This window comes from Chitinophagales bacterium (genome assembly GCA_013816805.1).
In the GTDB taxonomy this organism is placed as follows: domain Bacteria; phylum Bacteroidota; class Bacteroidia; order Chitinophagales; family UBA10324; genus MGR-bin340.
Genome location: JACDDS010000015.1, coordinates 23,931 through 49,016, shown reverse-complemented (window position 1 = coordinate 49,016; position 25,086 = coordinate 23,931). Strand labels below are relative to the sequence as shown.

17 protein-coding genes are annotated in these 25,086 nt (G+C 41.0%); 8 read left to right on the top strand and 9 right to left on the bottom strand.

Features of this window, described 5'->3' with window-relative positions:
- Positions 1-30: 30 nt before the first annotated feature.
- The gene (locus H0W62_12610; protein ID MBA3649372.1) at positions 31-1,461 is read left to right on the top strand and encodes a DUF5106 domain-containing protein; all 1,431 of its coding nucleotides are present in this window, start codon (positions 31-33) and stop codon (positions 1,459-1,461) included.
- Between the two features lie 7 nt (positions 1,462-1,468).
- Here the strand turns inward: H0W62_12610 and H0W62_12605 are convergent, their stop codons facing one another.
- Positions 1,469-1,900, bottom strand: a complete 432-nt coding sequence (locus H0W62_12605; GenBank protein ID MBA3649371.1) for a hypothetical protein — start codon at positions 1,898-1,900, stop codon at positions 1,469-1,471.
- Between the two features lie 108 nt (positions 1,901-2,008).
- Positions 2,009-4,531 carry a bifunctional UDP-N-acetylmuramoyl-tripeptide:D-alanyl-D-alanine ligase/alanine racemase gene (locus H0W62_12600; protein MBA3649370.1) on the bottom strand — a complete coding sequence of 841 codons (2,523 nt, stop codon included), beginning with the start codon at positions 4,529-4,531 and terminating at the stop codon, positions 2,009-2,011.
- 320 nt (positions 4,532-4,851) lie between these two features.
- Between H0W62_12600 and H0W62_12595 the strand changes: the two genes are divergently transcribed.
- The gene (locus tag H0W62_12595) at positions 4,852-5,943 is read left to right on the top strand and encodes a COX15/CtaA family protein (GenBank protein MBA3649369.1); all 1,092 of its coding nucleotides are present in this window, start codon (positions 4,852-4,854) and stop codon (positions 5,941-5,943) included.
- A 76-nt stretch (positions 5,944-6,019) separates the two neighbouring features.
- Here H0W62_12595 and H0W62_12590 read toward each other — a convergent pair whose 3' ends face one another.
- Together H0W62_12590 and H0W62_12585 are read right to left on the bottom strand one after the other, a co-directional pair.
- On the bottom strand, positions 6,020-7,141 hold the full coding sequence (locus H0W62_12590; protein MBA3649368.1) for an acyltransferase: 1,122 nt from the start codon (positions 7,139-7,141) through the stop codon (positions 6,020-6,022).
- A gap of 71 nt (positions 7,142-7,212) precedes the next feature.
- Entirely contained in the window at positions 7,213-8,736 is a 1,524-nt protein-coding gene (locus tag H0W62_12585; protein MBA3649367.1) for an asparagine--tRNA ligase, read from the bottom strand.
- Positions 8,737-8,935: 199 nt separating this feature from the next.
- Here H0W62_12585 and rpoN point away from each other — a divergent pair, with 199 nt between their 5' ends.
- From rpoN to H0W62_12570, 3 genes are all read left to right on the top strand, one after another.
- Entirely contained in the window at positions 8,936-10,495 is a 1,560-nt protein-coding gene (gene rpoN, locus H0W62_12580) for an RNA polymerase factor sigma-54 (protein MBA3649366.1), read from the top strand.
- A 198-nt stretch (positions 10,496-10,693) separates the two neighbouring features.
- Entirely contained in the window at positions 10,694-11,167 is a 474-nt protein-coding gene (locus H0W62_12575; GenBank protein ID MBA3649365.1) for a hypothetical protein, read from the top strand.
- Positions 11,168-11,316: 149 nt separating this feature from the next.
- Positions 11,317-13,188 carry a choice-of-anchor B family protein gene (locus H0W62_12570; protein MBA3649364.1) on the top strand — a complete coding sequence of 624 codons (1,872 nt, stop codon included), beginning with the start codon at positions 11,317-11,319 and terminating at the stop codon, positions 13,186-13,188.
- A gap of 60 nt (positions 13,189-13,248) precedes the next feature.
- Here H0W62_12570 and H0W62_12565 read toward each other — a convergent pair whose 3' ends face one another.
- From H0W62_12565 to H0W62_12555, 3 genes are all read right to left on the bottom strand, one after another.
- Positions 13,249-14,265 (bottom strand): NAD-dependent epimerase/dehydratase family protein, encoded by a 1,017-nt coding sequence (locus H0W62_12565; protein ID MBA3649363.1) that lies wholly within the window; start codon positions 14,263-14,265, stop codon positions 13,249-13,251.
- A 63-nt stretch (positions 14,266-14,328) separates the two neighbouring features.
- Positions 14,329-15,444 carry an anhydro-N-acetylmuramic acid kinase gene (locus H0W62_12560; protein MBA3649362.1) on the bottom strand — a complete coding sequence of 372 codons (1,116 nt, stop codon included), beginning with the start codon at positions 15,442-15,444 and terminating at the stop codon, positions 14,329-14,331.
- Between the two features lie 111 nt (positions 15,445-15,555).
- Positions 15,556-17,865 carry a gliding motility-associated C-terminal domain-containing protein gene (locus tag H0W62_12555; protein ID MBA3649361.1) on the bottom strand — a complete coding sequence of 770 codons (2,310 nt, stop codon included), beginning with the start codon at positions 17,863-17,865 and terminating at the stop codon, positions 15,556-15,558.
- A 264-nt stretch (positions 17,866-18,129) separates the two neighbouring features.
- On the opposite strand from H0W62_12555, the gene H0W62_12550 reads away from it, so the two are divergent.
- Positions 18,130-18,780 carry a nucleotide exchange factor GrpE gene (locus tag H0W62_12550; GenBank protein MBA3649360.1) on the top strand — a complete coding sequence of 217 codons (651 nt, stop codon included), beginning with the start codon at positions 18,130-18,132 and terminating at the stop codon, positions 18,778-18,780.
- Positions 18,781-18,826: 46 nt separating this feature from the next.
- The gene (dnaJ, locus tag H0W62_12545) at positions 18,827-19,996 is read left to right on the top strand and encodes a molecular chaperone DnaJ (protein ID MBA3649359.1); all 1,170 of its coding nucleotides are present in this window, start codon (positions 18,827-18,829) and stop codon (positions 19,994-19,996) included.
- Between the two features lie 5 nt (positions 19,997-20,001).
- Here the strand turns inward: dnaJ and H0W62_12540 are convergent, their stop codons facing one another.
- On the bottom strand, positions 20,002-20,604 hold the full coding sequence (locus tag H0W62_12540; GenBank protein ID MBA3649358.1) for a hydrolase: 603 nt from the start codon (positions 20,602-20,604) through the stop codon (positions 20,002-20,004).
- 248 nt (positions 20,605-20,852) lie between these two features.
- Between H0W62_12540 and H0W62_12535 the strand changes: the two genes are divergently transcribed.
- On the top strand, positions 20,853-22,253 hold the full coding sequence (locus H0W62_12535; GenBank protein MBA3649357.1) for a T9SS type A sorting domain-containing protein: 1,401 nt from the start codon (positions 20,853-20,855) through the stop codon (positions 22,251-22,253).
- A gap of 136 nt (positions 22,254-22,389) precedes the next feature.
- Here the strand turns inward: H0W62_12535 and H0W62_12530 are convergent, their stop codons facing one another.
- The gene (locus H0W62_12530; protein ID MBA3649356.1) at positions 22,390-24,936 is read right to left on the bottom strand and encodes a T9SS type A sorting domain-containing protein; all 2,547 of its coding nucleotides are present in this window, start codon (positions 24,934-24,936) and stop codon (positions 22,390-22,392) included.
- Positions 24,937-25,086 lie beyond the last annotated feature (150 nt).

The following is a 25,086-nucleotide window of genomic DNA, read 5'->3' as shown; positions in this document are numbered from 1 at the left end:
GGTATTTTAAAACCATTTAATTTTGCGACTATGAATATTTGTGCAAAGCTTCGGATTATTCTTTTCATCCTGTTTTCAGCTGTTTTGAGCCAATTTAGTATGGGTCAAAAAACAGGACATCAGATTATAGTTCATATTCCGGAAATGAAGGATACCACTTGCTTCCTGGCGAACTATTATGGAGACAAGCAATACATCGTAGATACCGTAAGATCAGACCGGAATGGCACGGCAGTATTTAATGGAAAAAAAATGCTTCCCGGTGGTATCTATCTTTTTGTTTTTCCTGATAAGCATTATTTTGAAATGATCGTTGACCGCGAACAATATTTTACAATAGAAACGTCCTGGAGCGATCCCATCCGGGACATGAAGGTTAAGGACTCCAGAGACAACCAGCTATTTTATGATTACCTCCGTACGGCAATTGAGCTTCAGAGAAAATCCTTAAAGTGGGATGACAGTCTCAAGGTTGCTAAAACAAAGGAAGATTCTTCAAACCTCAGGGAACAGACTAAGAAAAATGAGGAAGAGTTAATGGCATACCGGGAAAAATACCTTTCTGATTACCCGGAGACCTTTTTAGCAAAAGTGTTTAAATCGATGCCGGAACCGGAAATACCAAAAGAAACACCCACGCTGCCTAATGGAAAAAAAGATTCTTTATTTGCCTATCATTATTTTAAAGATCACTTTCTGGATAATATAGACTTTCAAGACAGCAGGTTATTAAGAACTCCTATTTTAGGATCGAAGCTGAAAAAATATATTCAGGATATTACACCGCAGATTCCGGACTCTATCGATAAAGCAGCAGATTTAGTAGTGGCTAAAGCCAAAGGAGACAGTGAAGTGTTTAAATATGTGGTTTGGTGGATCACTTATACTTATGAGACTTCTAAAATTATGGGGCTTGATGCCGTATTCGTTCATATGGTAGAAAATTATTACATACCCGGCCAGGCGTACTGGATGGATTCAGCCAGTCTTTCAAAAATAACGGACCGGGCGAGAAAAATTGCGCCCAACCTGATCGGCAGCACTGCACCTGAAATAGCGTTAAAAGATTCCATTGGTAATTGGGAAATATTGAGCAAGGTGCCAGCTAAATTTACCATACTGGTTTTTTGGGATCCCGACTGCAGCCATTGTCAGAAGGAAATTCCAAAGCTGAAACATGTTACTGATTCCCTGAAAAAGAATGGCAGCGATTTAAAGGTATATGCAATTGACATTGAGGTAGAAGAATCAAAATGGAAAAAATTTATCCGGGATAATAAGCTTGGAGATTGGATCAACGTAAATGACGCTCAGCACTTAAGTAACTTTCGTCAGCTGTATGATATATACAGTACCCCGGTGATTTATATTTTGGATGAAAAAAAGGTAATCCGGGCCAAGCGTATCAGTGTTGAACAAATTCCTGAATTACTCGATAGACTTGGGAAAGGTAAAATCTAACAAAAAATTATTTGTTAACCTTATCCCATTCTTCCCTTACTTTATTATACGCAGTATTTACCTTATCCCACTGATTACTTACATCACTTTTAAAAGAGCTTCTTCTATCAGCTGTAATACTGCTTTCCTGCCCGATTTGCTGTTCAAAATTTTTGGCGGCTTCATCAAAATCAGATAAAGCGTCATTAAGTGAAGGCGAATCAATTTTCTTTTCTGTGGCCTGCTTCCTGATGTCGGCCACTTCATTGCTTATTTTTTGATACTTATCTTTCAATTCTAAAGTAAAAGATTGCCATGAATCCTGCTTATCTAACGTAGGTGTAGCAGGCGGCGTTGGCAATGGGTTTTCCTGGGCAAATGAAATGGCAGAAGTTAAAACCACCAGGTAGCATATTACAATTGCCTGAACTATTTTCTTAGCATCTATTGCTGCATTCATAGATTTAATTTTTGATTATGAAAACACTTCAATTTTGGCAGAAATCATACCAAAGAATTCCTATATAATAACCTGTATATTGAAAAAAGCTGGCGGATCAGCTTAAAACTATTCCTGGAAATACACCCTTTTTACTCTTCGGGAAATAGTACTCAGCACTTCATAGGGAATGGTGCCAGCCCATTCCGCCAGCTTTTGCACGGGAAGCATATCCCCGAATACAATCACCTCATCTCCCTCTTCTGCCTCCGGCACCGCGGTAATATCAATCATTGCCATATCCATATTGATGTTCCCTATTATTGGTGTCAACACTCCACGAACCATCATCTTACCTTTCCCTATACTTAAGTTTCTCGATAAGCCATCGGCATAACCGATCCCTACCGTGGCAACCATTAAATCTGTAAGCGCCATCCCTTTTCTTCCATACCCAACCGTTTCTTCAGCCCGAATCTTTTTTATTTGTGAAATGGTTGTTTTCAGAGTGCTTACGTTCCTGAGCTGGTGCTGGATTTTATTTGTTGAATCAATTCCATATAATCCGATTCCTAGCCGCACCATATCAAAATGAGCTTCCGGAAAACGAATTATACCTGCTGAATTAAGTACATGCCGTAATACCGGATAGGGTAATTGCCGCACTATTTTTTCACTTAATTTTTGAAAGCGATTGATTTGAATTCGGGAAAATTCATCAAGCAGCGGATCTTCACTGCCTGCAAGATGGGTGAACACAGATTTAACACGTAAGCTTTTATTTGCTGTTAACAGCTGCAGCAATTCTTCAACGTTCTCAGCTCCGATTCCCAAACGATTCATTCCCGTTTCCAGCTCCAGGTGAACTGGATACCCTTCCGGAAATGGTTTTGACGAAAAGGCTATAGTTTGCTGAAATTGCTTTAACAGCCGCAAGCTGTACAGCTCAGGCTCGAGATGATATTGAATAATTCCCTCGAAACTTTGCTGTTCAGGATTCATAATCATAATGGGCAGGTTAATACCCGCCTTCCTCAACTCAATTCCTTCATCAGAATAAGCTACGGCCAGATAATCTATTTTATGGAACTGCAATGCATTTGCAATTTCAAAGCTTCCGCTGCCATAAGAAAATGCTTTTACCATCACCATAATCTTTGTCTGGGAACCAAGCTGCGACTGAAAAACAGTAAGATTATGCAGTAAGGCATTGAGGTCTACTTCAAGAATGGTTTCATGGGCCTTTTGAATAAGATATTTACTGATCTGTTCAAACTCAAATTTGCGGGCGCCTTTTAATAAAATGGTCTCATCATGATATTGGTCACCTGAAAAAGATTTCAAAAATTCCTCAGTAGATAAAAAAAACGAGGCGGAAATATTATCGTTTATTACAAACAGCTGGTGCTGTCGTGAAATGGCAGGGCCAATACCAATAAACCGCGTTACTCCTTTTGAGCTCATCAGGTTAGCCACATCGCGGTACAATTTTTCATCACTCAATCCACTTTGCAGTATATCAGACAGAATCAGTGTCTTATGGGGATGCTGTTTTTGCTGGCTTAAAAAATCAAGCGCGATGGTTAACGAGTTGATATCAGAATTATAAGAATCATTAATTAAAGAACAATTGTTGATGGCATCATTCATTTCTAAACGCATGGCAACCCGGTTAAGCCCGGGCATACGCTGTGCTATTATCTCCGGATCAATCTTCATAAACCGCAGCACCAACCAGCAGTGAATAGCGTTTTCAATGGAAGCATCATCAATAAAAGGTATGCTGAAAATGAAATGCGCACCATTGTGTTCAAGCTGAATGTAAGTGTGCGATGGTTTTTTTTCAATTGATTTTATACAAACATCCGCCTCCGGATTTTCCATGCTCCAGCAGAATGTATGGAAGCCTTCGAAATCAGGATCAGCCCTTTTCATTTGTGCTTTCACAGTTAGAATGCATTCATTAATGTCCAGGTAATCACGCCGGAAAATAATGACCTCTGTGTGTGCAAAGAGCTTAAGCTTTTCATTGATCTTATGGCGAATATTTAAAAAACCCTCACTGTGAGCCTTACCTATATTGGTGAAGATACCTATGGTTGGCGCGATGATTTTCTGAAGATTTCCCATTTCATCTGGTTGTGAAATACCTGCTTCAAAAATTGCCAGATCATGAAAATCACTTAGCTGCCATACCGAAAGAGGGACTCCTGTCTGAGAGTTATAACTCCGGGGGCTTCTGCATATACTGAAATCAGGCTGAAGCAACTGATACAGCCATTCTTTAACAATCGTTTTTCCATTGCTTCCTGTAATTCCAATTACAGGAATGTTAAAGCTTTTACGATGAAAAGCAACTAACAATTGCAGCGCCTGCACCGTATCTTTTACCTTTATGAAGTTTGCTTCCGATAAATCATTTTCAGGAATGTCATTCACAATAAATGTTTTGACACCCCGATCATATAAGTCAGTGATAAATTGGTGGCCGTCCCGGCGCGCACCTTTCAATGCAAAAAATACCGATTGGGCAGGATAAATAAGCTTACGGCTATCGAGTACAATATGTTCAATAATGGCGGAGGAAAATCGCTGAATCAATTTTCCCTTAACGATATTTGCCAACTGCTCCGGCTTATAGCCCTTTTCCATTTTTTAACGATATAGTATAGGTTTCAAAAATAAAATAAAAACCAGGAGAGCAATTCAGCAGAAGAATGAAATGAGCTGAAGGCATTTATACCGATCGGTTCAGCCATTAAATTCAGATTAATTATTAAACTTTGTTTTCGTGAAAAACAATCCTCCGATCGCATATACCCCTATAAAAATTCTTTACTTAGTTTTTTCTTTTTAGGATTTTTCACTTTTATAGCCTTTGCAACTTTCATACAGGTTGTACTTCCAATGAAGATCAGGAACCAGCCCACAGGCAAAAGATTCTTTCCTAATTTTGCTTCAGCAATTATTTCATGGATAAAAAATCGCGACGAGTTGTTGGTATCTGGCTGTTAATTGGAGTATTTATGATATTCGTCCAGGTATTGCTGGGTGGTATTACCAGGCTCACCGGATCCGGATTATCCATTACACAATGGGACCTGATAATGGGCACCCTACCACCGCAGAACCAGCAGGCGTGGGATCATGCTTTCGATTTGTACAGGCAAACTCCGCAGTTCAAAATTATGAACAGCAGCATGACCCTGATCAGCTTCAAGGCAATATTTTTCTGGGAATATTTGCACCGCCTTTGGGCACGGCTATTCATTATTGTTTTTGTTTTTCCTATTGTCTATTTTCTGTTTAAAAAAATGATCAGCAGGCAACTGCTTATCAAAGCGCTTATTGCCTTTATGCTTGGTGCTCTCCAGGGTTTACTTGGCTGGATAATGGTGAGCAGCGGGTTAACTGATAAACCCAGCGTAAATGCTGTTGACCTTAGTGCCCACCTGGTTCTTGCTCTTGTCCTCTATTGTTACCTGTTTTGGGTAGCACTTGAAACCATAGGGCAGTCAGTTCAAGATTATCAACCACCTTCCTTAAAAAAATTTTCCTACCTGATTACGGGCCTGCTCTTCGTGCAAATTTTTTACGGAGGGCTAATGGCAGGAAACCATGCCGCTCTTTTTTATCCCACCTTTCCAAAGTTTGGAGATAAGTGGATCCCTGATGGATTATTTATTCATTCACCTGCGGCAGCTAATTTATTTTCCAGCGTGGCGATGATCCAGGTTATTCATCGCTCTCTCGGCCTTTTTATAGGTTTGGCAATAGGCTCTTTCTATTATGCCTGCAGAAAAAAAAGAGTGCATTCATCCCTGATGCCCGGAGCAATTACCATGCTTATCTTAGTAGTTATTCAAATCACTTTAGGCATATTAACGCTATGGAATTCGCTTGGAAAGATCCCTGTATTTACTGCTGAGGTCCACCAGATTGTTGCGCTGCTGTTGCTTACTGCTTCCGTTTATATGAATTATTGCCTGTCTGCAAAGAAGTTTTATATTCCCTTATCGTCAACAAAAGCAAAAGCTTTTCAGGTAACAAACAGCAATGGCTAAATCTGAATTAATATGAACAGTTTAAATGATCAAATTCATGAATAAGATTCTGATAGCTTTGAACCTGATTTTCTCACTAAAGTTCAAACCGCTTTTTTAGATTTAGAAATCTGTTTTCATAGACATAATAACTAATTATTGCAAGGGGCAAAAGGATAACAAATGCAAAGGCAGGTAAAAACAGAAAATGGCCCGTTGGCTTATAGAGTAAGTGGAGATGAGCTAATAAATTTTTTGCCAAAAGTATTGCCAGCTCATGAAAGCAATATAGTCCATAGGAAATGCTGCCAAGCCATGCGATGAATGGAATGGATGCTGCATTGAATATGCGGTTCACACAAAAAGTCTGTTCGAATATTATAAAGGAAAATGCCAATGCGAACAATAACCTCTCAAAAATGATTGCTAGTCCAAAATGAAAGATCTGCCGGTAAAAAATAATCATAAGTGCAATTATTATGTAACCAGTTAAAATTTTAAGAGTTGATATTGCTGTCAATTTCACGAAGAATTTATTTTTAAGTATAACCATCTCTGCCAGCAACCCTCCTACTGCAAAATCACCCAAAAGACTTAGTGTATGGAAGAATAGAATCTTACTGTCACCTTCATGAATCCATCGGAAGAGAACAGAAATGATGAGCAGCAAAACAAAGAGCGCCCGTCTGAAATTCTTAAAGCCCTTCATCAGCCACGGCCATATCAAATAAAACTGTTCTTCCACTGCGAGTGACCACAGGATGGCAAGCAGAGGAGAATACGGATAGCCGTAACTGAGGATATAAAAATTGCTGATAAATAAAATATAATACCACGGATTTGCGGTTTCCGCATAAGATTTACCCAGCGCATTTAACACAGGCGGCAATAGTAAAAATGATGCAGCAACTACCAGGAAGTAAAGTGGCCAGATCCGAAGCGTACGCCGGATAAAATAGTTGCGGATGTGAAAAATGCCTTTTACTTTTTCTTCCAGAAGCAATAAATAGGTGATAAGAAAGCCTGACAATACAAATAAAAAATTTAATCCCAGGCCTCCTGCCTGAGACCATTCCTTAATTCCTGCCATCCATGCCGGTACACGCATTTCGGATATTGATAAGCTATACACATGTGCCATAAATACACCCATAAAAGCTATGAAGCGTAAAGCATCGAGGTTCGCCCAATATGGCTTAACGGAATCTGTCAAAGGCATTTAAAAAATCAGATTAGGTACCGGAACCTATATTTACGTTGGTAAGATTAAAACAATAATCCTCTAAATAATCAGGGTTCAAGCCGCCCGTACATTCTTGGAAAAGGGATGGTTTCCCTTACATGCGGTAGCTTGCAAACCCAGGCAACCAGTCTCTCCAATCCAAGACCAAAACCGGAATGCGGCACTGATCCGTAGCGGCGTAAATCAAGATACCATTCAAAAGCCTGCATCGGTAATTTATGCTCAATTATTTTTTCCTTCAGCAAATTAATATCCGTTTCCCGCTCTCCTCCACCAACAATTTCACCATATCCTTCAGGGGCCAGTAAATCAACACCTTTTGCCCACCGGGGATCCGCATCCCTTTTAAGATAAAAAGCCTTTACGGCATGCGGCCAGTTATATACCATTACAGGCACATCAAAAAGCCTCGTAATCACTGTCTCATCACTTCCGCCAAGGTCGTTGCCGTATTCAAAATTTTTCGCGCTTTCCATCCATAGCGGAATGTTCCGGGCATCCTCTTCAAGATCTTTTAATTCATTTCTCAGCTGATCGGTTTTATTTTGGTTGAAAGTAATTTCACCTTTTTTCATTGAAGTATTTTTCAGCCTGGAATCAATATCACTTAGACTATTCTGCACTTCATTGATACGAGCATTCACTTTATTTAAATCATCTTCAAGTGAGCCTATTGAGTTTTTACCATTTGCATTTTGCTGTCCCTTTATAATTTGTACCGTTTCATCATAAGTAAGTCTTGGAAATTTTTTATTCACGGTACTTTCCAGAACATGGATATCACGTTCTATTATTTCAAATTCATTTTTACATTCGGACAAAAGCTGCCTGACAATGTATTTTATAAACGCCTCAATCAGATCCATATTCATATCAAGATCATAGAAGGCCATTTCCGGCTCAATCATCCAGAATTCAGAAAGGTGCCTTCTGGTCTTCGATTTTTCTGCACGAAAAGTGGGACCAAACGTATAAATCTTTCCAAAAGCCATTGCCATCGCTTCTCCATATAGCTGCCCCGACTGTGAAAGATAAGCGGGTGCACCATAAAAATCCGTTTCGAATAAAGTGCTGGTCCCTTCAACGGCATTACCCGTGAAAATAGGAGCATCCGTTTGTATGAAATTTTCCTGTTTAAAAAAACTATGTATTGCCAGGATTATTGAATTGCGAATGCGCATTATTGCCCATTGCCTTTGTGAGCGAAGCCAGAGATGGCGGTTATCCATTAAAAAATCAACGCCATGTTCTTTTTTTGAAATCGGGTATTCCTCCGCAATGCTGATAATTTCAACAGAATCGGCCTGTACCTCGTAACCCCCAATCTGCCGGTCATCCTTTACCACTTTCCCGGTTATTTTGCAAGAACTTTCCATTGTTAGCTTACCCGTATTTAAAAAAAATTCTGCTCCTACTTTTTTTTCATCTACCACACATTGGCAAAATCCGCTGCCATCACGCAGAATTATAAAGTAGAGGCCTTTCCCTGAACGTTTATTGGAAACCCATCCCGAAAGCGTTATGATTTCATTTTCGTGATTGTAAACATCCTTTATTGAAACTGTATTCATAGAATAAAAAGTCACTAAATTTTTCAAGCACAATAATCCACATTGGCGTTATTATGTATGTCTTAATCAGAGATAAATTTTAAAAAAATGAAGCCCGAAAATAGCTATTAATTTTTGCTTGCTGTCCGAGAAAACTTTCGCTGTCATGTGATTGAACGTTATCTTTACGGAAATTTTTTAACAGAAGCTTGCCATAGAAATGCTGAAGCAGGGACAATTTCAAAAGATGTTGCAGAAGCTGTCACCACAGCAGATTCAGCTTATTAAATTATTGCAGGTACCGGCAGATGCATTACAGGAGCGAATTAAGGACGAGCTGGAGGCTAATCCTGCCCTGGAAGAGGGGCTTACAGGAGATGAGGAGGAAGAAGAAGCTACAGTTATAAATGAGGAAGAAACAGCAGCAGAAAATGAAAGTGCGAAAGAAAAAACCGAAGCAGAAAAAACAGAAGATGAAAAAGAAGTAGCTGCCGATGAAAAAGAAATAGAAGATATAGAGTCAAATGATGAAGATGATTTTTCTGCTGATAATGATGTTGATCTCGCCGACTATATGGACGAGGATGAAGTGGCAGAATATAAGATGCGGGATGAAAATTATCCGGAGCAGGACGATAAGCGGGTATTACCTGTGCCTGTTTCAAGGAGCTACCATGAATACCTGGAAGAACAATTGGGGATGGAAGATCTTGACGATCACTTTTATCATTTGGGTGAGTATCTTATTGGCAGCATTGATGAAGACGGATATTTAAGAAGGCCGCTCGATGCAATGGTAGATGATCTTGCATTTTCACAAAATGTAACTGCTACAGAAGAGGAACTGAGTTCAGTGCTTAAAATTATCCAGCAATTTGATCCTCCGGGTACAGGTGCCCGCGATCTGAGAGAGTGCTTGTTGTTACAGCTCGAACGAAAAAAAGACCAGGAAACTACACCGCTGGCAATTAAAATAATTCAGGAGCACTTTGAGGAGTTCGTAAAAAAACACTATGAGAAATTACAAAAACAACTGGATGTAGATGATGTGATTTTTAAAAAAGTAATTACTGAAATTACACACCTTAACCCAAAACCTGGCAGCGCATACGTATCATCCGGTACCGAAACATTCCTTATCCCGGATTTTTTCATAACCAATAATGAAGGAAAGCTGGAACTCTCGCTGAACAACCTTAACCTTCCGGAACTTCGGATCAGCACCCAATTCAGAGACATGCTTCGCGATTATCAAAAAGGTCAGAAAAAAGATAAGCAGCAGCGTGAAGCAGTTATGTTTATCAAACAAAAAATTGATTCTGCTAAATGGTTTATTGATGCTATAAGACAGCGCTACCAAACCCTGTTTCTAACCATGAACGCCATCATGGAATATCAGCACGATTACCTGATGACCGGTGATGAAACTCAACTGAAACCGATGATCTTAAAAGATATCGCCGAAAGAACAGGTCTCGATATCTCTACTATATCACGTGTGGCTAACAGCAAATTTGTACAGACTGAATGGGGAACACTTAAGCTGAAATCATTTTTCTCTGAATCTCTTTCCACGGATAGCGGCGAAGAAGTCTCTACCAGGGAAGTAAAAAAAATTCTGACGGATTTAATAGAAATGGAAAATAAAAAAAAGCCGCTTTCGGATGAAAAATTAACTGATCTTTTAAAAGAAAAAGGATATAATATCGCGAGGCGCACCGTTGCAAAATATCGGGAGCAATTGGAAATTCCTGTAGCGCGATTGCGGAAGGAACTCTGACAATGGCTGTTTTTTATGCTGTGAAACCTCTTCAATAAAATATGGATTTTAAATAGCCTTTCCCTGAAAACGACTGCAAAGATTATATCCATATTATTTCATCCGCTGATTTTACCAACTTATGCATTTGCACTGATTGTCTGGACCAACCCATTTCTCTTTTCAAACTATGATACAGCCAACCTGCTGCGGATTTTCATGACTATTTTTATTAACACTTTTTTATTTCCGGTAGTAACCATCTTATTGTGCTGGCGCCTTGGATTTGTAAAGTCCCTGTACATGAAAGAGCAACAGGAACGATTGGTACCTTATCTGGTTACTGGAGTATTTTACATTTGGGCATATGTGGTGTTCAGAAAATCGGGGTTACCGGAGATACTGAATATTACTATACTGGGGGCTACTATAACACTATTTGCAATTTTTATACTTAATATTTTTCAAAAAGTAAGCATTCATGCAGGAGCCATGGGTTGCATGGTAATAATTACGCTGTTCATGTGCCTTCTTTCTCCTTCAAATTATAGCATGGTGCTAATTCTTATGATACTGCTGGGGGGCGCCGTGGGCAGTTCACGTTTAATGCTGAACGCACACGACTCAGCAGAAGTTTTTATCGGATACTTTATAGGTGTGATGGGGCAATTGGTGGCACTTAACTTTTATTAGATAGATTTATACCTCACCCTGTTAAGATATTTTCGTGCATGATTTAATAATATTTGTACGGTATTAATAACTTTCCAACCTTGGTGGGCAGATGAACAATATTTTATACGTACCAATTTTTTTTCAATTTAACACACAAAACTTTTGACATGAGTAAAAATTTACTTTTCTTTTTATTATTGATAACAGGCTTTCTGCCTGCTAACACCCGCGCGCAGCTTAATGTGCAACAGTTAGGGCACCTCACGTATTCAGAAAATCTTGCAGCTCTCTGGGGTTATACTGATGCCACAGGCCATGAGTATGCTCTCGTTGGATCTTACTCCGGGCTTTCCATCGTGGATTTGGGTGATCCTGCACATCCTAAACAGGTTCAGCTTGTTTCCACCCAAAAATCAGAATGGCATGAAGTAAAAGTTTATAGTCATTACGCCTATTGCGTAAATGAATCAGGCGGAGGCTTATTGATTGTTGACCTCGCTAATCTTCCCAACACAGTTACTTCAGTAAAATATACCGGTGGAACGCTGGGCTTGAGCACCGGTCATAGTATCTGGATTGATGAAAAAGGCTTTGCATACATTAATGGTTCAAACGTGGGTTCAGGCGGCGTAGTTTTCCTGGATCTAAAGACAGATCCTATGAACCCAACATATGCAGGGCAGTATAATCAGGGATATGTTCACGACTGCTATGCAAAGAACGATACCATGTGGGCAGCTCAGATTTATAATGGATATTTCAGAGTAGTAAATGTTGCAAGTAAAACAAATCCTCAAGTATTGGCTCAACAAACTACGCCGGGAGCATTTACCCATAATTGCTGGCCAACAGATAACAGCCGTTATGTATTTACCACTGATGAAGTTAGCAATTCGAGTGTAACTTCTTATGATGAAAGTGACCTATCTAACATTTCTGAGCCACTTGACCAGTTTCAGGCAAATCCAGGTACAAGCAGCATTGCACATAATGTGCGTGTTAAAGGCAAATACCTGGTAATTGCGTATTACCGCGATGGGGTAATTCTCGCAGATGCAACACAACCGGATAACATAATTAAAGTCGGGAATTATGATACCAGCCCTTATTCAGGCAATGGCTATAATGGTTGCTGGGATGCCTATCCGTTTTTTGCTTCTGGAAATATAATTGCCTCGGATATTGAACAGGGTCTGTTTGTATTGAAACCTACTTATGTACCGGCATGCTATCTGCGGGGCATCGTTACAGACTATGCCACTGGTTCACCCTTAAACGGCGTAACGGTACAAATTACAGGAGCAGATAATACTGATAATACAGACCTTTCGGGAAATTATGCAACCGGTTACTCAGTCGCCGGAAAATATACCGTAACCTTTACTAAAAGTGGCTATTACACTAAGACCTTTAAGAAGGTGAATTTATCCAATGGCGTTACCACTATTTTAAATTTAACAATGAAAAGCACCTCGCTGCCGCTATGCACAACACCAGTTAATCTTAATGCTACGGTCTTAAATCCGGGAAGCATAGACCTTTCATGGAGTGATGAGTCGGCAACCAAATACACTGTTAAAGTGAAGGACATTGGAACCAACATCACTCAAACATATACCGCTACTACTAATTCAATAAATGTATCTCTAAGTGCATGCAGCGTCTATGAGTTTAAAGTAAGATCAAAGTGCCCTGATGGAACTACTTCTTCTTATTCCGGCTGGTACAGTTTTTCTGGAGGCGGAAACAACTGCAGAACTTATGAGGATTTAAATGAAGCGAATCCGGAAGAGGGAACAATATATCCAAACCCATTCTCAAATGATTTTACAATTAATTTTTCATTGCAAAAAAAGGATCATATTATTATTTCTCTCTGGGATGTCTCAGGTAAGAAACTGCAAACTATTGTGAACGAAGTTGCTGATGAAGGGGTGCATTCTGTGCAGGTCAATAACAATTCGTTAAGTAGTGGTATTTATTTCTGCACCATACAAAGCAGTACCTCAATAATTACAAAAAAGATATTCAAAAATTAATGCCTTTTCAGGAAGAGATTGCCTTTCCATTCCGGGAGGGCAATTTTTATTTTATAGGAACTAAAAAAAATCTTTTCCAGATAAATGATTAACCTTAGCATCGGTTATACTTTGTAAAAATCGTTGGCATATTTCTATAATGCAGCTATCAACAGGTTTGAATCGATACGGTAAGGCTTCCAGAATTTTGCTATTATCTGAAAATGAGTCATGCGAAGCCATCCGCGAAGTTTCTTTTGAATTAAGAGGAGGAAAATCCAGGAAAATAGATTTTAATGCTTCTATCCTCCAGATTATTTCCGTTATCCAATAAGAGGCATTTAAACGTGGCGGCTCTTTGCCTAGCAAACGGCATATCCTGAAAAAGAAATCTTTTAATTTCCAATTCTCAGCATTTAGAACGAAGCGCTCATTTTCGATATGGCTTTCCATTAATTTAAACATAAGTGCCGAAACGTCTTCGGCACAAATAATTCCAACACCTCCGGAAGTATATGCTGGCAAGCCCTTCCAGGTATCAAGAAAAAGACGGGGGGTACTTTTATTCCAGTTACCTGAGCCGATAACCATTGAAGGATTTACTATCACTACCTTTAATCCTTCCGCTGCCCCGCGCCATACTTCCCGCTCCGCCAGGTGCTTACTTATAGCATAATTCGAATTATTTATTCCATCTTCCCATTTTGCATCCTCAGTGAACAGGTTTGAATCTGTATCGCGTCCAAGAGCGGCAACAGAGCTCAGGTGCACGAACTTTTTTACTTTGTTCTCCAGTGCTGCATTTACCACGTTCTCAGTTCCTTCTGCGTTCACCTTTATTATCGCCTTCCTATCACGGGAAAGGAATGAAACCATAGCCGCACAATGATATACTTTTTCGCAACCAACCATTGCCTCTTCGAGCGATGAAATATCGAGGACATCCCCTACCACCCATTCAATCTGGTTCGCAAGATGATCTTCCAGATCAATTACACTATCATATCTTTTGAGTGCCCTCACATTCTGGCCTTGCTGCAGTAATTCGCGGAGTAAATAAGTTCCAATAAAACCTGTGCCTCCGGTTACAAAGACCATAACATATATTCTTCCTTCATAAATATTTACAACAAATCAGGGAGTAACTAATGGCAAACTTAATTAAGCCATTTCAACTTTGCGATTGAGCGATTGATAGATTTCGCCACCACATGAATCAGCTGAGGCACCGGTTACCGAAGAAAGCATATTTACCTCCCCCCGAAGACGCAACACGCCCATGAGTCCGGTTAGTAATCCTTCTTTAAATTTAATGGTCATCGGGTCTGGAACTACCACTTCAACAGGAGAGTGATAGTTAATACGTTCCAGCAGAAACTTATTAAAGGTACCGCCGCCGGTAACAAGCATTGATTGTGTATCGTCTTTGGTAAGGTACTCGGTTGCGTATATACTTTTAAGATCCTTACCGATCTGGACGGCAATATGCTCGGCAGCAGTTCGTAATTTATCTTCTATCTGCAGGCGGTATTTCTTAAATACAGGCAGAAATATTTTAGTCACCCAGCCGCCGCCAATAGACTTCGGATAAGGCTTTTCATAATACCATTGAGTATTTAATTCATTTAACAGGTCTTGATTTAGATTTCCTGACCGGGCAATACTTCCATCCTTATCAAATTCCAGGTCAATGTCTGCGGCCAGTGCATTCAGCACCATATTGGCACCGCATACATCAAAACCGATCATTTTATTATCGAGGCGGCAGGAGAGATTTGCGATGCCACCCAGATTAAGAAAAAATTTGAATTCAGGAAAAAGCAATTGGTCGCCAATAGGTGCCATTGGTGTTCCCTGGCCACCCAGTGCAATATCGATCGTTCTGAAATTACAGACAACAGCCAAGCCTGTTTCGGCTGAAATAGCCGCACCATCACCAATCTGGCTGGTCATCTGGTTTTCAGGTTGATGAAAAACAGTTTGACCATGGGATGCAATAAAGTCCACCTTCTCTTCCAGCATATTTTCCTGAATGAATTTCCGTGCTACTTCACCCAAATAATGTCCATAAAAGCTATCGGTCTTTAAGTAAGTTACTGCATTTTGTAAAACCAAACTTTGAAGTCTTAACCTCCATTTAGGAGGGTAAGGCACACATTCTGCTTTCTCAATTTCAAAACGCCATTTTCCATTATCTTCTTCCAGCCTGCAAAAAGTAATATCCACTCCATCCATAGAGCTGCCAGACATCATTCCCAGCACATGATATTTTTTCATGGTTATAAAGTTTTGAAGACGAGTGAAATGATATGTTTATTTCCCCCTGACAGAGAATTGTAAATGTATTAACAATTGATGAACTTTTATATTTCAACATTAAAAGCTTCATCATCTGATAAGGGTCACAGCGCCCTTCTCAGCGATCACATTTCCATCGTAAGATTCTCCCGTTATCTGGTATATATAGGTATCAAGATTACAGGGTTGTCCTTTGTAGGTTCCATCCCAGAAAGGTGTTTCGCCATGCGATGAAAAAACCAGTTCTCCCCAGCGGTTGAAAACCTGCACCTGCAGGATCTGTGCTATTCCTTTTGAATAAAACTGAAACAAATCATTAATTCCGTCTCCGTTTGGAGTAAAAGCATTTGGAACAAAAATCAAATGGTTGTGAGTAACATCCACTGTTACTTCATCTTTTGAAGAGCAACCGTTTTCGCCGGTTACAAGCAGGGAATATTGAGTGCTGGCAAGTGGATTTGCCTGTGGTTCAGCAGTCGCAGAACTGCTTAAAGCAGTTGGTGGATCCCACTGGTATAAGGCGCCGCCACTGCCATGGAGTTGCGTAGTATCACCCTGGTTTATGGTTACATCCGGTCCTGCCTCGGGCAAAGGTACCGGCAGCACTGAAATCACAATAGTATCTTCATCAACGCATGAACCTATGTATGATTTTACAAAATAAGTGGTAGTGGCATCTGGCGTTGAAGCAGGATTAGAAATGATGGTACTGCTTAGGCCGTCTGGCGGTGACCAACGGTAATACACAGCATTATTAGCAGAAAGTTGTATGCTTTGCCCCTGGCAGATAATAGTATCCGGACTGGTAGCAGCAATAACTGTATCTGTTACCCGAACCATTACGGAGTCCCTGCTAATACATCCCTCAGAATTGATCACAGTAACAAAATAGGTAGTTGTGGTCTGAGGATTTACCAATGGATTTGCAAAAGTAGTATCATTAATATTTTGGAAAGGTGACCAGCTGTAAACCGTGCCTCCTGATGCATGTAACATAACAGTATCTATATTGCATACAAAAGTATCGGGATGAGCATTTACATTCGGGGTAGGATCTACACTTACCTGCTTCATAATATCAGCAGAGCAGCCATGATTATCGTTCACGGTTAAGGTTACAGGAAAAAAACCCGGTGTCTGAAAAATGTGCTCAGGGTTTTGCCCGGAGGAGCTTTGTCCGTCTCCAAAATTCCAATTCCATTGAGTTAAATAACCGTCCTGCGATGAAGACAGGTCATTGAAGGGCACGGGAGTGTATGCACAAAAACTTTTAAAAGTAAAATCAGCGGAAACACCCCGCCGTATTTCAATATATCGGTAGGTGGTATCTCCGCAAGGTATTCCCGGAGAAGCGATCAATGTTACTTTGTAAAGGCCGGTATCGGGAAAGGTATAAGAAGGATTGGTTTCATGCGATGTGTCACCTGATACGCCTTCGATACCAAAATCCCAGAAGAAATCATTGGAGCCATAGCTGAAATTCTGAAACACAACTGTTCCAACTGTACAAACCAATAGGGTATCCGCCTTTTCAGTTTGTTCCTCATCTGCCTTAAAATTTGCCAGAACCAAGGGGTCACAGCTGGTTATGTTGAACTGAAAATCACGAACATGGGTACCCAGCAAAACTCCGTTTCTATATTCTGAAACACACACACCCACCACATACTGGCCTATAGCTTCAGGATGAGCAGTAAGCAAGCCGGTAACTTTGTCAATTTGCATTCCGGGATTCCCCCCAACAGGATTTGAAGCATTAAAAGGAGGAACCCATACAACGGTATCGTAAGGCGGGGGTGGTGCCGGATTTGGAATAGGCATTAAGTATGATGCACCCTGAAAAGGTGAGCATAAAGAATATACTAAAGAGTCTCCATCAGCATCTGTTGCACTTTGATCAATGATCAGTGGCTGATCAACACAGATTACTATAGGAGGATAATTTTTAAATGCTGGGTTGCTATTGCAAACGGCGATACTGTTGTCAGGAATATGTGCATAGTAAGTGGCTCCCTCGTGATCAGGGTCAATTATGTTTACAATACTGCTGTTCCGGCAGCAACGCTGGTATGCCAGATCATAGCCACCCGCCTTTGGGGGCAGAAAAACAGTGGTCTTATAGATAGCATATTCTACGCAGATGCCCGGTGGGATTTGAAGACAGGGATTTGTATTATCAGGTTCCACATTGGAATATCCGGGCAAACTTAATTCCAGCTGGGTGACCAAAAATGCATTTGCATCATAAACTGCAATCAAAGCCGGATCATCAAATCCTGCAGCATTAGAATTGCTGCAATCGCGATAGACTTTTAAGGTGATTTCATAATTGTAGGTTCCAAGGCACGTATAGTTAAGCTCTCCTCCGATGATATGAAATGCAGAAGTGCGCACAGGCATCACCGAAACCAATAATATAACATATAGATACAACCGCGATTTCATAATCCACCTCTTACGAGCAGAACATTTAAAGTTACAAAACGATTAGATGCTAAGAAATTCTTTCGACATATAGTAAACATTTATAACGCTGGATTCCTGATCCCTGTTTTAAATACATTTCATTTATTTTTGGCCGCCGAAATGTTAATGATGACACTTTGACGGTAAAGATGGAATGGCAAGTCATTTGAGTGGCACTACTGCTTAAATTTTGTTGAAATGGAGAACAACCAGGAAAATACAGGTCAATCACCGGAAGAAAACAACCAGGATAAATTTGAAAATTTATCGGGTGAAGAAATTCTGAATAAAATAAAAATGGATGGTGACGAAAACACCGCAGCCACAGATGCTGACGAAGGAAATGAGGGAAATGAGTTGCTTAAGAGATTAGGATTATCAAAAAAGGATAAGCTTAAAAAAGAGAACACCGAATTAAAGCAAAGAGCAGAAGAGCTTAACGATAAGTATTTGCGGCTGTATGCTGAATTTGATAACTATAAGAAACGCACTGCGAAAGAGCGAACTGAGTTTGCCAAAATAGCGGGGCTCGATGTAATCAATTCTATCCTGCCGGTTCTTGATGACTTTAAGCGTGCGCAGAAACAACGGGAGACTTCACGGGACTTAAATGCTTTGAATGAAGGGGTCCAATTGATCTACCAGAAACTAAACAACATTTTTGAATCACGCGGATTAAAACCTATGAATTCCATCGGTGAACCATTCAATCCGGAATTTCACGATGCAATAACCGAAGTTCCGGTAGAAGACCGTGATATGAAGGGCAGAGTGGTGGATGAGATTGAATCAGGCTATTTCCTCAACGATAAAATAATCCGGCATGCCAAAGTAATTGTCGGTAAATAAAAATATAATATGAATTACGTAATCCGTAATTCGTAAAGAAAAAATAATGGCAGCAAAGCGAGATTATTACGAAGTATTAGGTGTGAGTAAAAATGCAGCAGCGGAGGAAATAAAAAAATCTTATCGCAAGGTTGCAATGCAGTTCCATCCTGATAGAAATCCCGGAGATAAATCTGCCGAGGATAAATTCAAGGAAGCTGCAGAAGCTTATGAAGTGCTAAGTGATACAGATAAGAAAAGACGTTATGATCAGTACGGACATGCCGGTGTAGGAGGTAATGGCGGATTTGGCGGAGGTGGAGGCGGTGGCATGCGTATGGAAGATATCTTTACCAACTTCGGTGATATTTTTTCAGATTTGGGAGGAAGCCCCTTCGAAGCATTTTTTGGTGGAGGAAGATCTTCCCGTGAACAAACCAGGGGCGTAAGAGGCGGCAACCTGCGTATAAAAGTGCCGTTGACGCTCCAGGAGATAGCCAAAGGCGTCCATAAAATGCTTAAGGTTAAGAAGTACGTTTCCTGCCATACCTGTAATGGCTCCGGTGCAAAAGACAAGAATTCTTTTCAGACCTGTTCTACCTGTAAAGGCACCGGCTATATGCGCCGCGTACAGAATACCATACTTGGGCAGATGTCTACTACGGCTACCTGCCCCACCTGTAATGGAGAAGGCCAGATGATTACTGCAAAGTGCAGTACGTGCCATGGAGAAGGACGTGTATACGGTGAAGAAACCATTCCGGTAGATATACCTGCAGGCGTGGCAGAAGGTATGCAGCTTTCTTTGAGCGGAAAAGGAAATGAGGGCGAACGCGGCGGTGCTGCCGGCGACCTAATTATTTCTATTGAAGAGGAAGAACATCCGGATCTGAAGCGAGATGGAAATAACGTGGCTTATGAACTATATATCTCTTTTATAGATGCGGCGCTGGGCACAAGCCTGGAGGTACCTACCATTGATGGTAAGGCGCGCATAAAGATAAAGCCCGGCACTCAGGCTGGAGAAATTTTCAGGTTAAAGGGAAAAGGGTTGCCGAATGTAAATGCCTATGGCTCCGGCGATCAGCTTATTCATGTAAATGTATGGGTGCCGAAAGATTTAAGCAGCGAAGAAAAGAGTACCATTGAACGGCTGCGGGATTCTCCGAACTTTAAGCCGCAACCGGGCAAGAACGAGAAAAATATCTTCGAGAAAATGCGGGATTTCTTTTCTTAGCCGGCTTACATTACTAATGGCTGATGCTGGATTATGAAGGAGATCAGCTCATCCATGTCGACTTTAGCTCTGTTTGCTGCATCCGTAATATCTTCCCTTGAAACGTTTGCTGCAAAGGTTTTTTCTTTCAGTCTTTTTTTCACGCCTTTCACCTCCATGGCCTCATATCCATTGGGCCGCATCAGCGAATAGGCATGGATCAGTCCCGATAATTCATCGAAGGCATAGAGCATCTGATCCATTTTTGTTTCCGGCTCTATTCCAAAATAGCGCCAGCCATGAGAGGCAATAGCATGCAAAATTTCAGCATCTACATTTCTGCTTTCCAGTTCCGAGATGATCCGTTTACAGTGCTCCTCGGGCCACTGATCCCAGTCGGCATCGTGCAGTAAACCGGCAAGTTCCCATTTCCATTGATCGGGCTCGCTGAGCAACTCCTTCTCCTTTGCCCACATCTTCATGAGTGCTGCTACCTGCTTCATGTGGAGCTTCAGGCGGTCATTCTTCACCCAGTCATCTAGCAATACTGACGCTTCCTCTTTTGAAATTACGCGGTCTTTATTCGAAGGATCACCGAATGAAGTTCTTCCAAGATTTAATGAGGACATGAATTTGGGGTAAAATCAATGAGATACCTTGATAATTCTTTCGAAGGTCTTTGTTCTTTCTTAAACTATCAAAAGATACATCCTGTTGCATAGTAAGGATATATCTATATTCAATTGTTGAATGGGCTCGATAGCAATCTTCGTGCACTATATACCTGTTCTTTTTTAATAGTCACCAATTATTAGAAAAAATATAGAAACCTGTTTAATTCATATTCTCAATTCCCCTTTTTATCCGAAATTGCTTCATGAAATTTTTCTTCTCCCTTTTGCTATTGGTTGTTGCAATATTTACTGATGCCCAGGTCACCATCAACATTATTTCTGTTCCGTCAAACACACCTTCGAAGGATGACATTTATATTGCAGGCACGTTTAATGGCTGGAACCCCGGCGATACATTGTACCGGCTTATGAAGACCGACGCAGCCGCCTATAGCATTACCCTTGTAGAGGGAAGCGGCACCATTGAATTTAAATTTACGCGCGGCGACTGGAGCCGCGGAGAATGCAATGCCGACGGCTCTTTCCTTCCTAACCGGACATTCACTTACGGCAACGGCGATACGCTCAACCTGACTATAGCCGGTTGGGACGATTTCTTCGGAGGGAACATTAAACACTCTACGGCGCTTCCGAATGTCTCGGTGATGGATCCGGCTTTCTTCATTCCGCAGCTGAACCGTACCCGGAAAATCTGGATCTATCTGCCGGATGATTATAGTACTGCAACCAATAAATTTTACCCCGTGATTTATATGCACGACGGACAGAACCTCTTCGACGATTCCACCTCTTTTGCAGGCGAGTGGAAGGTGGATGAAACGCTGCACAACCTGCAAATGAACGGCGATTCAGGCGCTGTTGTGATCGGTATCGAAAACGGAGGTCAATACCGCCTGGATGAATATTCTCCTTACATCAATGCTTCTTATGGCGGCGGTGAAGGTGATGAGTATTTGGATTTCATTGTAACCACACTTAAGCCCTATGTCGATTCGCATTACCGAACCCTGAGCACCCGTGATTTCACGGCGATTGCCGGCAGCTCCATGGGTGGATTGATCTCTTTTTATGCAGGGGAAAAGTATCCGGAAGTCTTCAGCAAGATCGGTGTCTTTTCTCCCTCTCTATGGTTTAACGATTCAATCTATACCTACGCTGCAGATCATCCGAAATCACTTACAGAGAAATTTTATTTTGTGGCAGGAAGGTATGAAAGCACCGATATGGTGCCCGATATAAAAAGGATGTACGATACACTCTCTGCTGCCGGCTTCACCACCTCAGAGATCGATACGGTAGTACAAAGTGACGGACAGCATGCGGAGTGGTTCTGGGCACGCGAGTTTCCCGCTTGCTATGAATGGCTGTTTGCTAATTCAGTTCTCGGAATTAAAAATCCTGGAAACTTAACTGAAGTGTCTGTTTATCCTAATCCTGCAAGCAGCTTCATTCTGCTTCGGTCAAAAGATTGCTTCAAAAATATCCGGTTCCAGATTATTGATGCACAAGGGAGGATCGTAAAAGATTCCACACAAAAATTTTCAAAAGCAATTGATGTATCCGGGCTGGAGAATGGATGGTACCATATAAAGGTGATCGATCGTGAAAAAGTATATATTACCGCTATGGAAATAATGAGGTAAATTGAAAACCATAGAATAACAGTTTTCTTTTAAACGAGTAATTGCGGAACAACCCATACTCAGGAGATTGCTTCGCTTTGGCCTCGATGGCACTTTAAAAATTATCTTTCTACTTTTAAATGGTATAGCAATAAGATTATCGTAATACCACCATTTTTCGGGTTAGGGATAAATTATTTCCCACCAGGGACACCAAAAAATTGCCTTCCGAAAGCGAAGAAACATCAACACTTATTTTTCCTCCGGAATTTGTAACTAGCTTTTGTGTTTTGATCAGAGCTCCCAAAGAGTTATAAATATTAATACTCAGCGGTAACCCTCCTTTATTATTAGTGCTGATAGTCAGTCTATCACTTACCGGGTTCGGAAAAATGGTGAAAGAAGAAGCATTAATTTCCGCAATGCCGGCACTCACATCGAGAAGCTGGTTTTTGTAAACACCATGACCATGGGTGAAAGCCAGCAATGTGCGGTCGCCTGGAGAAATTACCAGATCGAACACCATTACTGCATCCGGAAAATTTGTTGCGTAGGTAAACCATGACAATCCTCCATCCGTAGACGCATATACAGTAAAATCACATCCTGCATAAAGATTCTTTGGCTGAAGCGGATCAATGGTAAGACAATGAAATGGCAGATCCGGTAAAGAAATGCTTATATCTGTCCATGAACTGCCTCCGTTTTCTGACTTAAAAATGTGTCCGCCTCCGAAGCCGCTGAAAACCACATAGAGCTCCTGATCATTTAAAGGATTCACCGCAATCCTGTTCGGGTAGCGATTAGGTAAACCGTTTGAAATATCGTGAATGGTAAACCCTCCATCGTCACTACGGAAAAGGTGCATCGGGTTAAAATCGCTGGGTGCTGTGCCAAAATATAAGATGTCAGTGTTTGAAGCAGATACAGCAATAGATAGAATTGCATTCCCTCCATCCACCGGATCCGGTTGTGTCTGCAACCAGGTAAGTCCAGCATCGGTTGTTTTGTAAAGAGTGGACGCACCTGCATAGATGGTCTCCTGATCTGACGGACTTAATACGAATGGCGCCAGGAAAGCAACGGTACCCTGCTGTGAGTCCGGAATAAATAAATAGTCGAATATATTGCCACGGTCTGTTGACTTGGCCATAAAAAGGTATTGTGCCGATCCGTACTGAATATAATCATCCGTTTGATCAATGGCATTATAGCTTCCGTCACCGCCGATATTACTTTCTGTCCATGCAGGCAGTCCGGTGTAGATAAAAGTATTGTTATCCTGTAATCCGCCCAAAGCTAAATCAGGATCGGTAGCAGATAGAGAACCGATATAAAACTGACCTGCTACATAACCATCAACGCAGGGATAAAAAGTAGATCCAAAATCACCTGAACGATAGAGACCTCCATCTGTAATGGCATAAACCTGATCGGGGTCTAATGGATTTGAAATTACGTCGTGCACATCAGCATGAAATTTACTGATGTCGCCATTCGAATTAAAATTGGTAGTGTTAATGAATAAGCTACCGGAATTTTCCGATTTAAAAATATCAACTCCTGCTGCCAGAATTTCTGACTGATCATTTTTATTGATCAATAATCCTTTTGCATACCAGCCCTGGTAAGATGCAATATCAGTGTATGGCAGTTTAGACCATGATTCGGCATTATCAATGCTTTTGTACATTCCCAGAGTATTGAACCTGTTCGCAATATGCGCGAACAAGATATTATGATCTGCCGGATCAAAGGCCAGGTTAATACGGCCATCTTCTGTATATGCGGGTAATCCATTAGTAAGCAAAACCCATGTCCTTCCTCCGTCAACAGACTTATAAATTCCTTTTCCTTTGGACTCTTCATTACCAACTCCTGCATAGGCAATGCTGGTATCTATTGGATCCCATAATATATCCATTACCATTTTCTGATCTAAAACATTACTCCAGGTTAGTCCATCGTCATCTGTTCTGTATATACCTTCTGTGGTGGCAGCTAAAAGTGATTCTGGATTCTGTGGGTTATAAATAATTTCCCATGCTCCCCTCTGCTGCTGAAAGCTCCAATCCAGTGATGTGGACCAGGTGGCACCTCCATCAGTAGTTTTTAAAATTCCTATGCCATAGGAACCCCTTTGAGTGCGGTCCACGAGGCCATTTGTTGATGTGCCATAGGCATAAACTTCACCGGTACCAATAAACATTTCCTGAGAATTAGAAGGATTAATTGCAATGCCGCCAACACCTAATACCGGAAACCCGGTGGGTATGTACGACCAGGTGTTTTCCCCGATGCCACCTGTACTGGATTTCCATAATCCACCGCTGGCTGAGCCAAGCCAGATTACAAAAGTATCTGCCGGATCAATTGCTATGCTGATCGTCCTTCCACCGGTATTGGTTGGTCCTATATTCTGCCACGGGCTCTGGTCTGCTGATGCACGCTTATTCATTGCTGCCAATATTTGGCCATGCCTTTCCCAGGCTTTCCTGTAACCATCGGCTGGTATATCATTGTTTGGAAAAGCATCTCTTGCAGTAAGAAACGTAAGCGCTTCATACGCTTCCATGGAATTTTCTTTGAATGTTTTCTTATTGTTTAGTTCCGACGACAAATTATAGTTAGCGCGAAATAAAACAGGCATGGATGCAACTAGAAATACAGCAGCAAAAGAGGAAAAAAGGAAAATTATTTTCATGAAGAAATTTATTAGGAATGGTTCACGTGAATAAAGTTGCATAATTACAGCCACAGCATTTATAAAATTCGACGAAAAGAAGGCATACAACGTCATGATCTGGTAAAAGAAATTTGAAGAATAGGCTCCTCAGACACCAATTGCTTTTAG

Coding starts and splice junctions, on each gene's coding strand:
- H0W62_12610 (MBA3649372.1), top strand. CDS start 31: ATGAATATTTGTGCAAAGCTTCGGATTATTCTTTTCATCCTGTTTTCA.
- H0W62_12590 (MBA3649368.1), bottom strand. CDS start 7,141: ATGCCTTTGACAGATTCCGTTAAGCCATATTGGGCGAACCTCGATGCT.
- rpoN (MBA3649366.1), top strand. CDS start 8,936: ATGCTGAAGCAGGGACAATTTCAAAAGATGTTGCAGAAGCTGTCACCA.
- H0W62_12565 (MBA3649363.1), bottom strand. CDS start 14,265: ATGGTCTTTGTAACCGGAGGCACAGGTTTTATTGGAACTTATTTACTC.
- H0W62_12555 (MBA3649361.1), bottom strand. CDS start 17,865: ATGCCTGTGCGCACTTCTGCATTTCATATCATCGGAGGAGAGCTTAAC.
- H0W62_12575 (MBA3649365.1), top strand. CDS start 10,694: ATGACTATTTTTATTAACACTTTTTTATTTCCGGTAGTAACCATCTTA.
- H0W62_12600 (MBA3649370.1), bottom strand. CDS start 4,531: ATGGAAAAGGGCTATAAGCCGGAGCAGTTGGCAAATATCGTTAAGGGA.
- H0W62_12530 (MBA3649356.1), bottom strand. CDS start 24,936: ATGAAAATAATTTTCCTTTTTTCCTCTTTTGCTGCTGTATTTCTAGTT.
- H0W62_12540 (MBA3649358.1), bottom strand. CDS start 20,604: ATGTCCTCATTAAATCTTGGAAGAACTTCATTCGGTGATCCTTCGAAT.
- H0W62_12570 (MBA3649364.1), top strand. CDS start 11,317: ATGAGTAAAAATTTACTTTTCTTTTTATTATTGATAACAGGCTTTCTG.
- H0W62_12605 (MBA3649371.1), bottom strand. CDS start 1,900: ATGAATGCAGCAATAGATGCTAAGAAAATAGTTCAGGCAATTGTAATA.
- H0W62_12585 (MBA3649367.1), bottom strand. CDS start 8,736: ATGAATACAGTTTCAATAAAGGATGTTTACAATCACGAAAATGAAATC.
- H0W62_12535 (MBA3649357.1), top strand. CDS start 20,853: ATGAAATTTTTCTTCTCCCTTTTGCTATTGGTTGTTGCAATATTTACT.
- dnaJ (MBA3649359.1), top strand. CDS start 18,827: ATGGCAGCAAAGCGAGATTATTACGAAGTATTAGGTGTGAGTAAAAAT.
- H0W62_12595 (MBA3649369.1), top strand. CDS start 4,852: ATGGATAAAAAATCGCGACGAGTTGTTGGTATCTGGCTGTTAATTGGA.
- H0W62_12550 (MBA3649360.1), top strand. CDS start 18,130: ATGGAGAACAACCAGGAAAATACAGGTCAATCACCGGAAGAAAACAAC.
- H0W62_12560 (MBA3649362.1), bottom strand. CDS start 15,444: ATGAAAAAATATCATGTGCTGGGAATGATGTCTGGCAGCTCTATGGAT.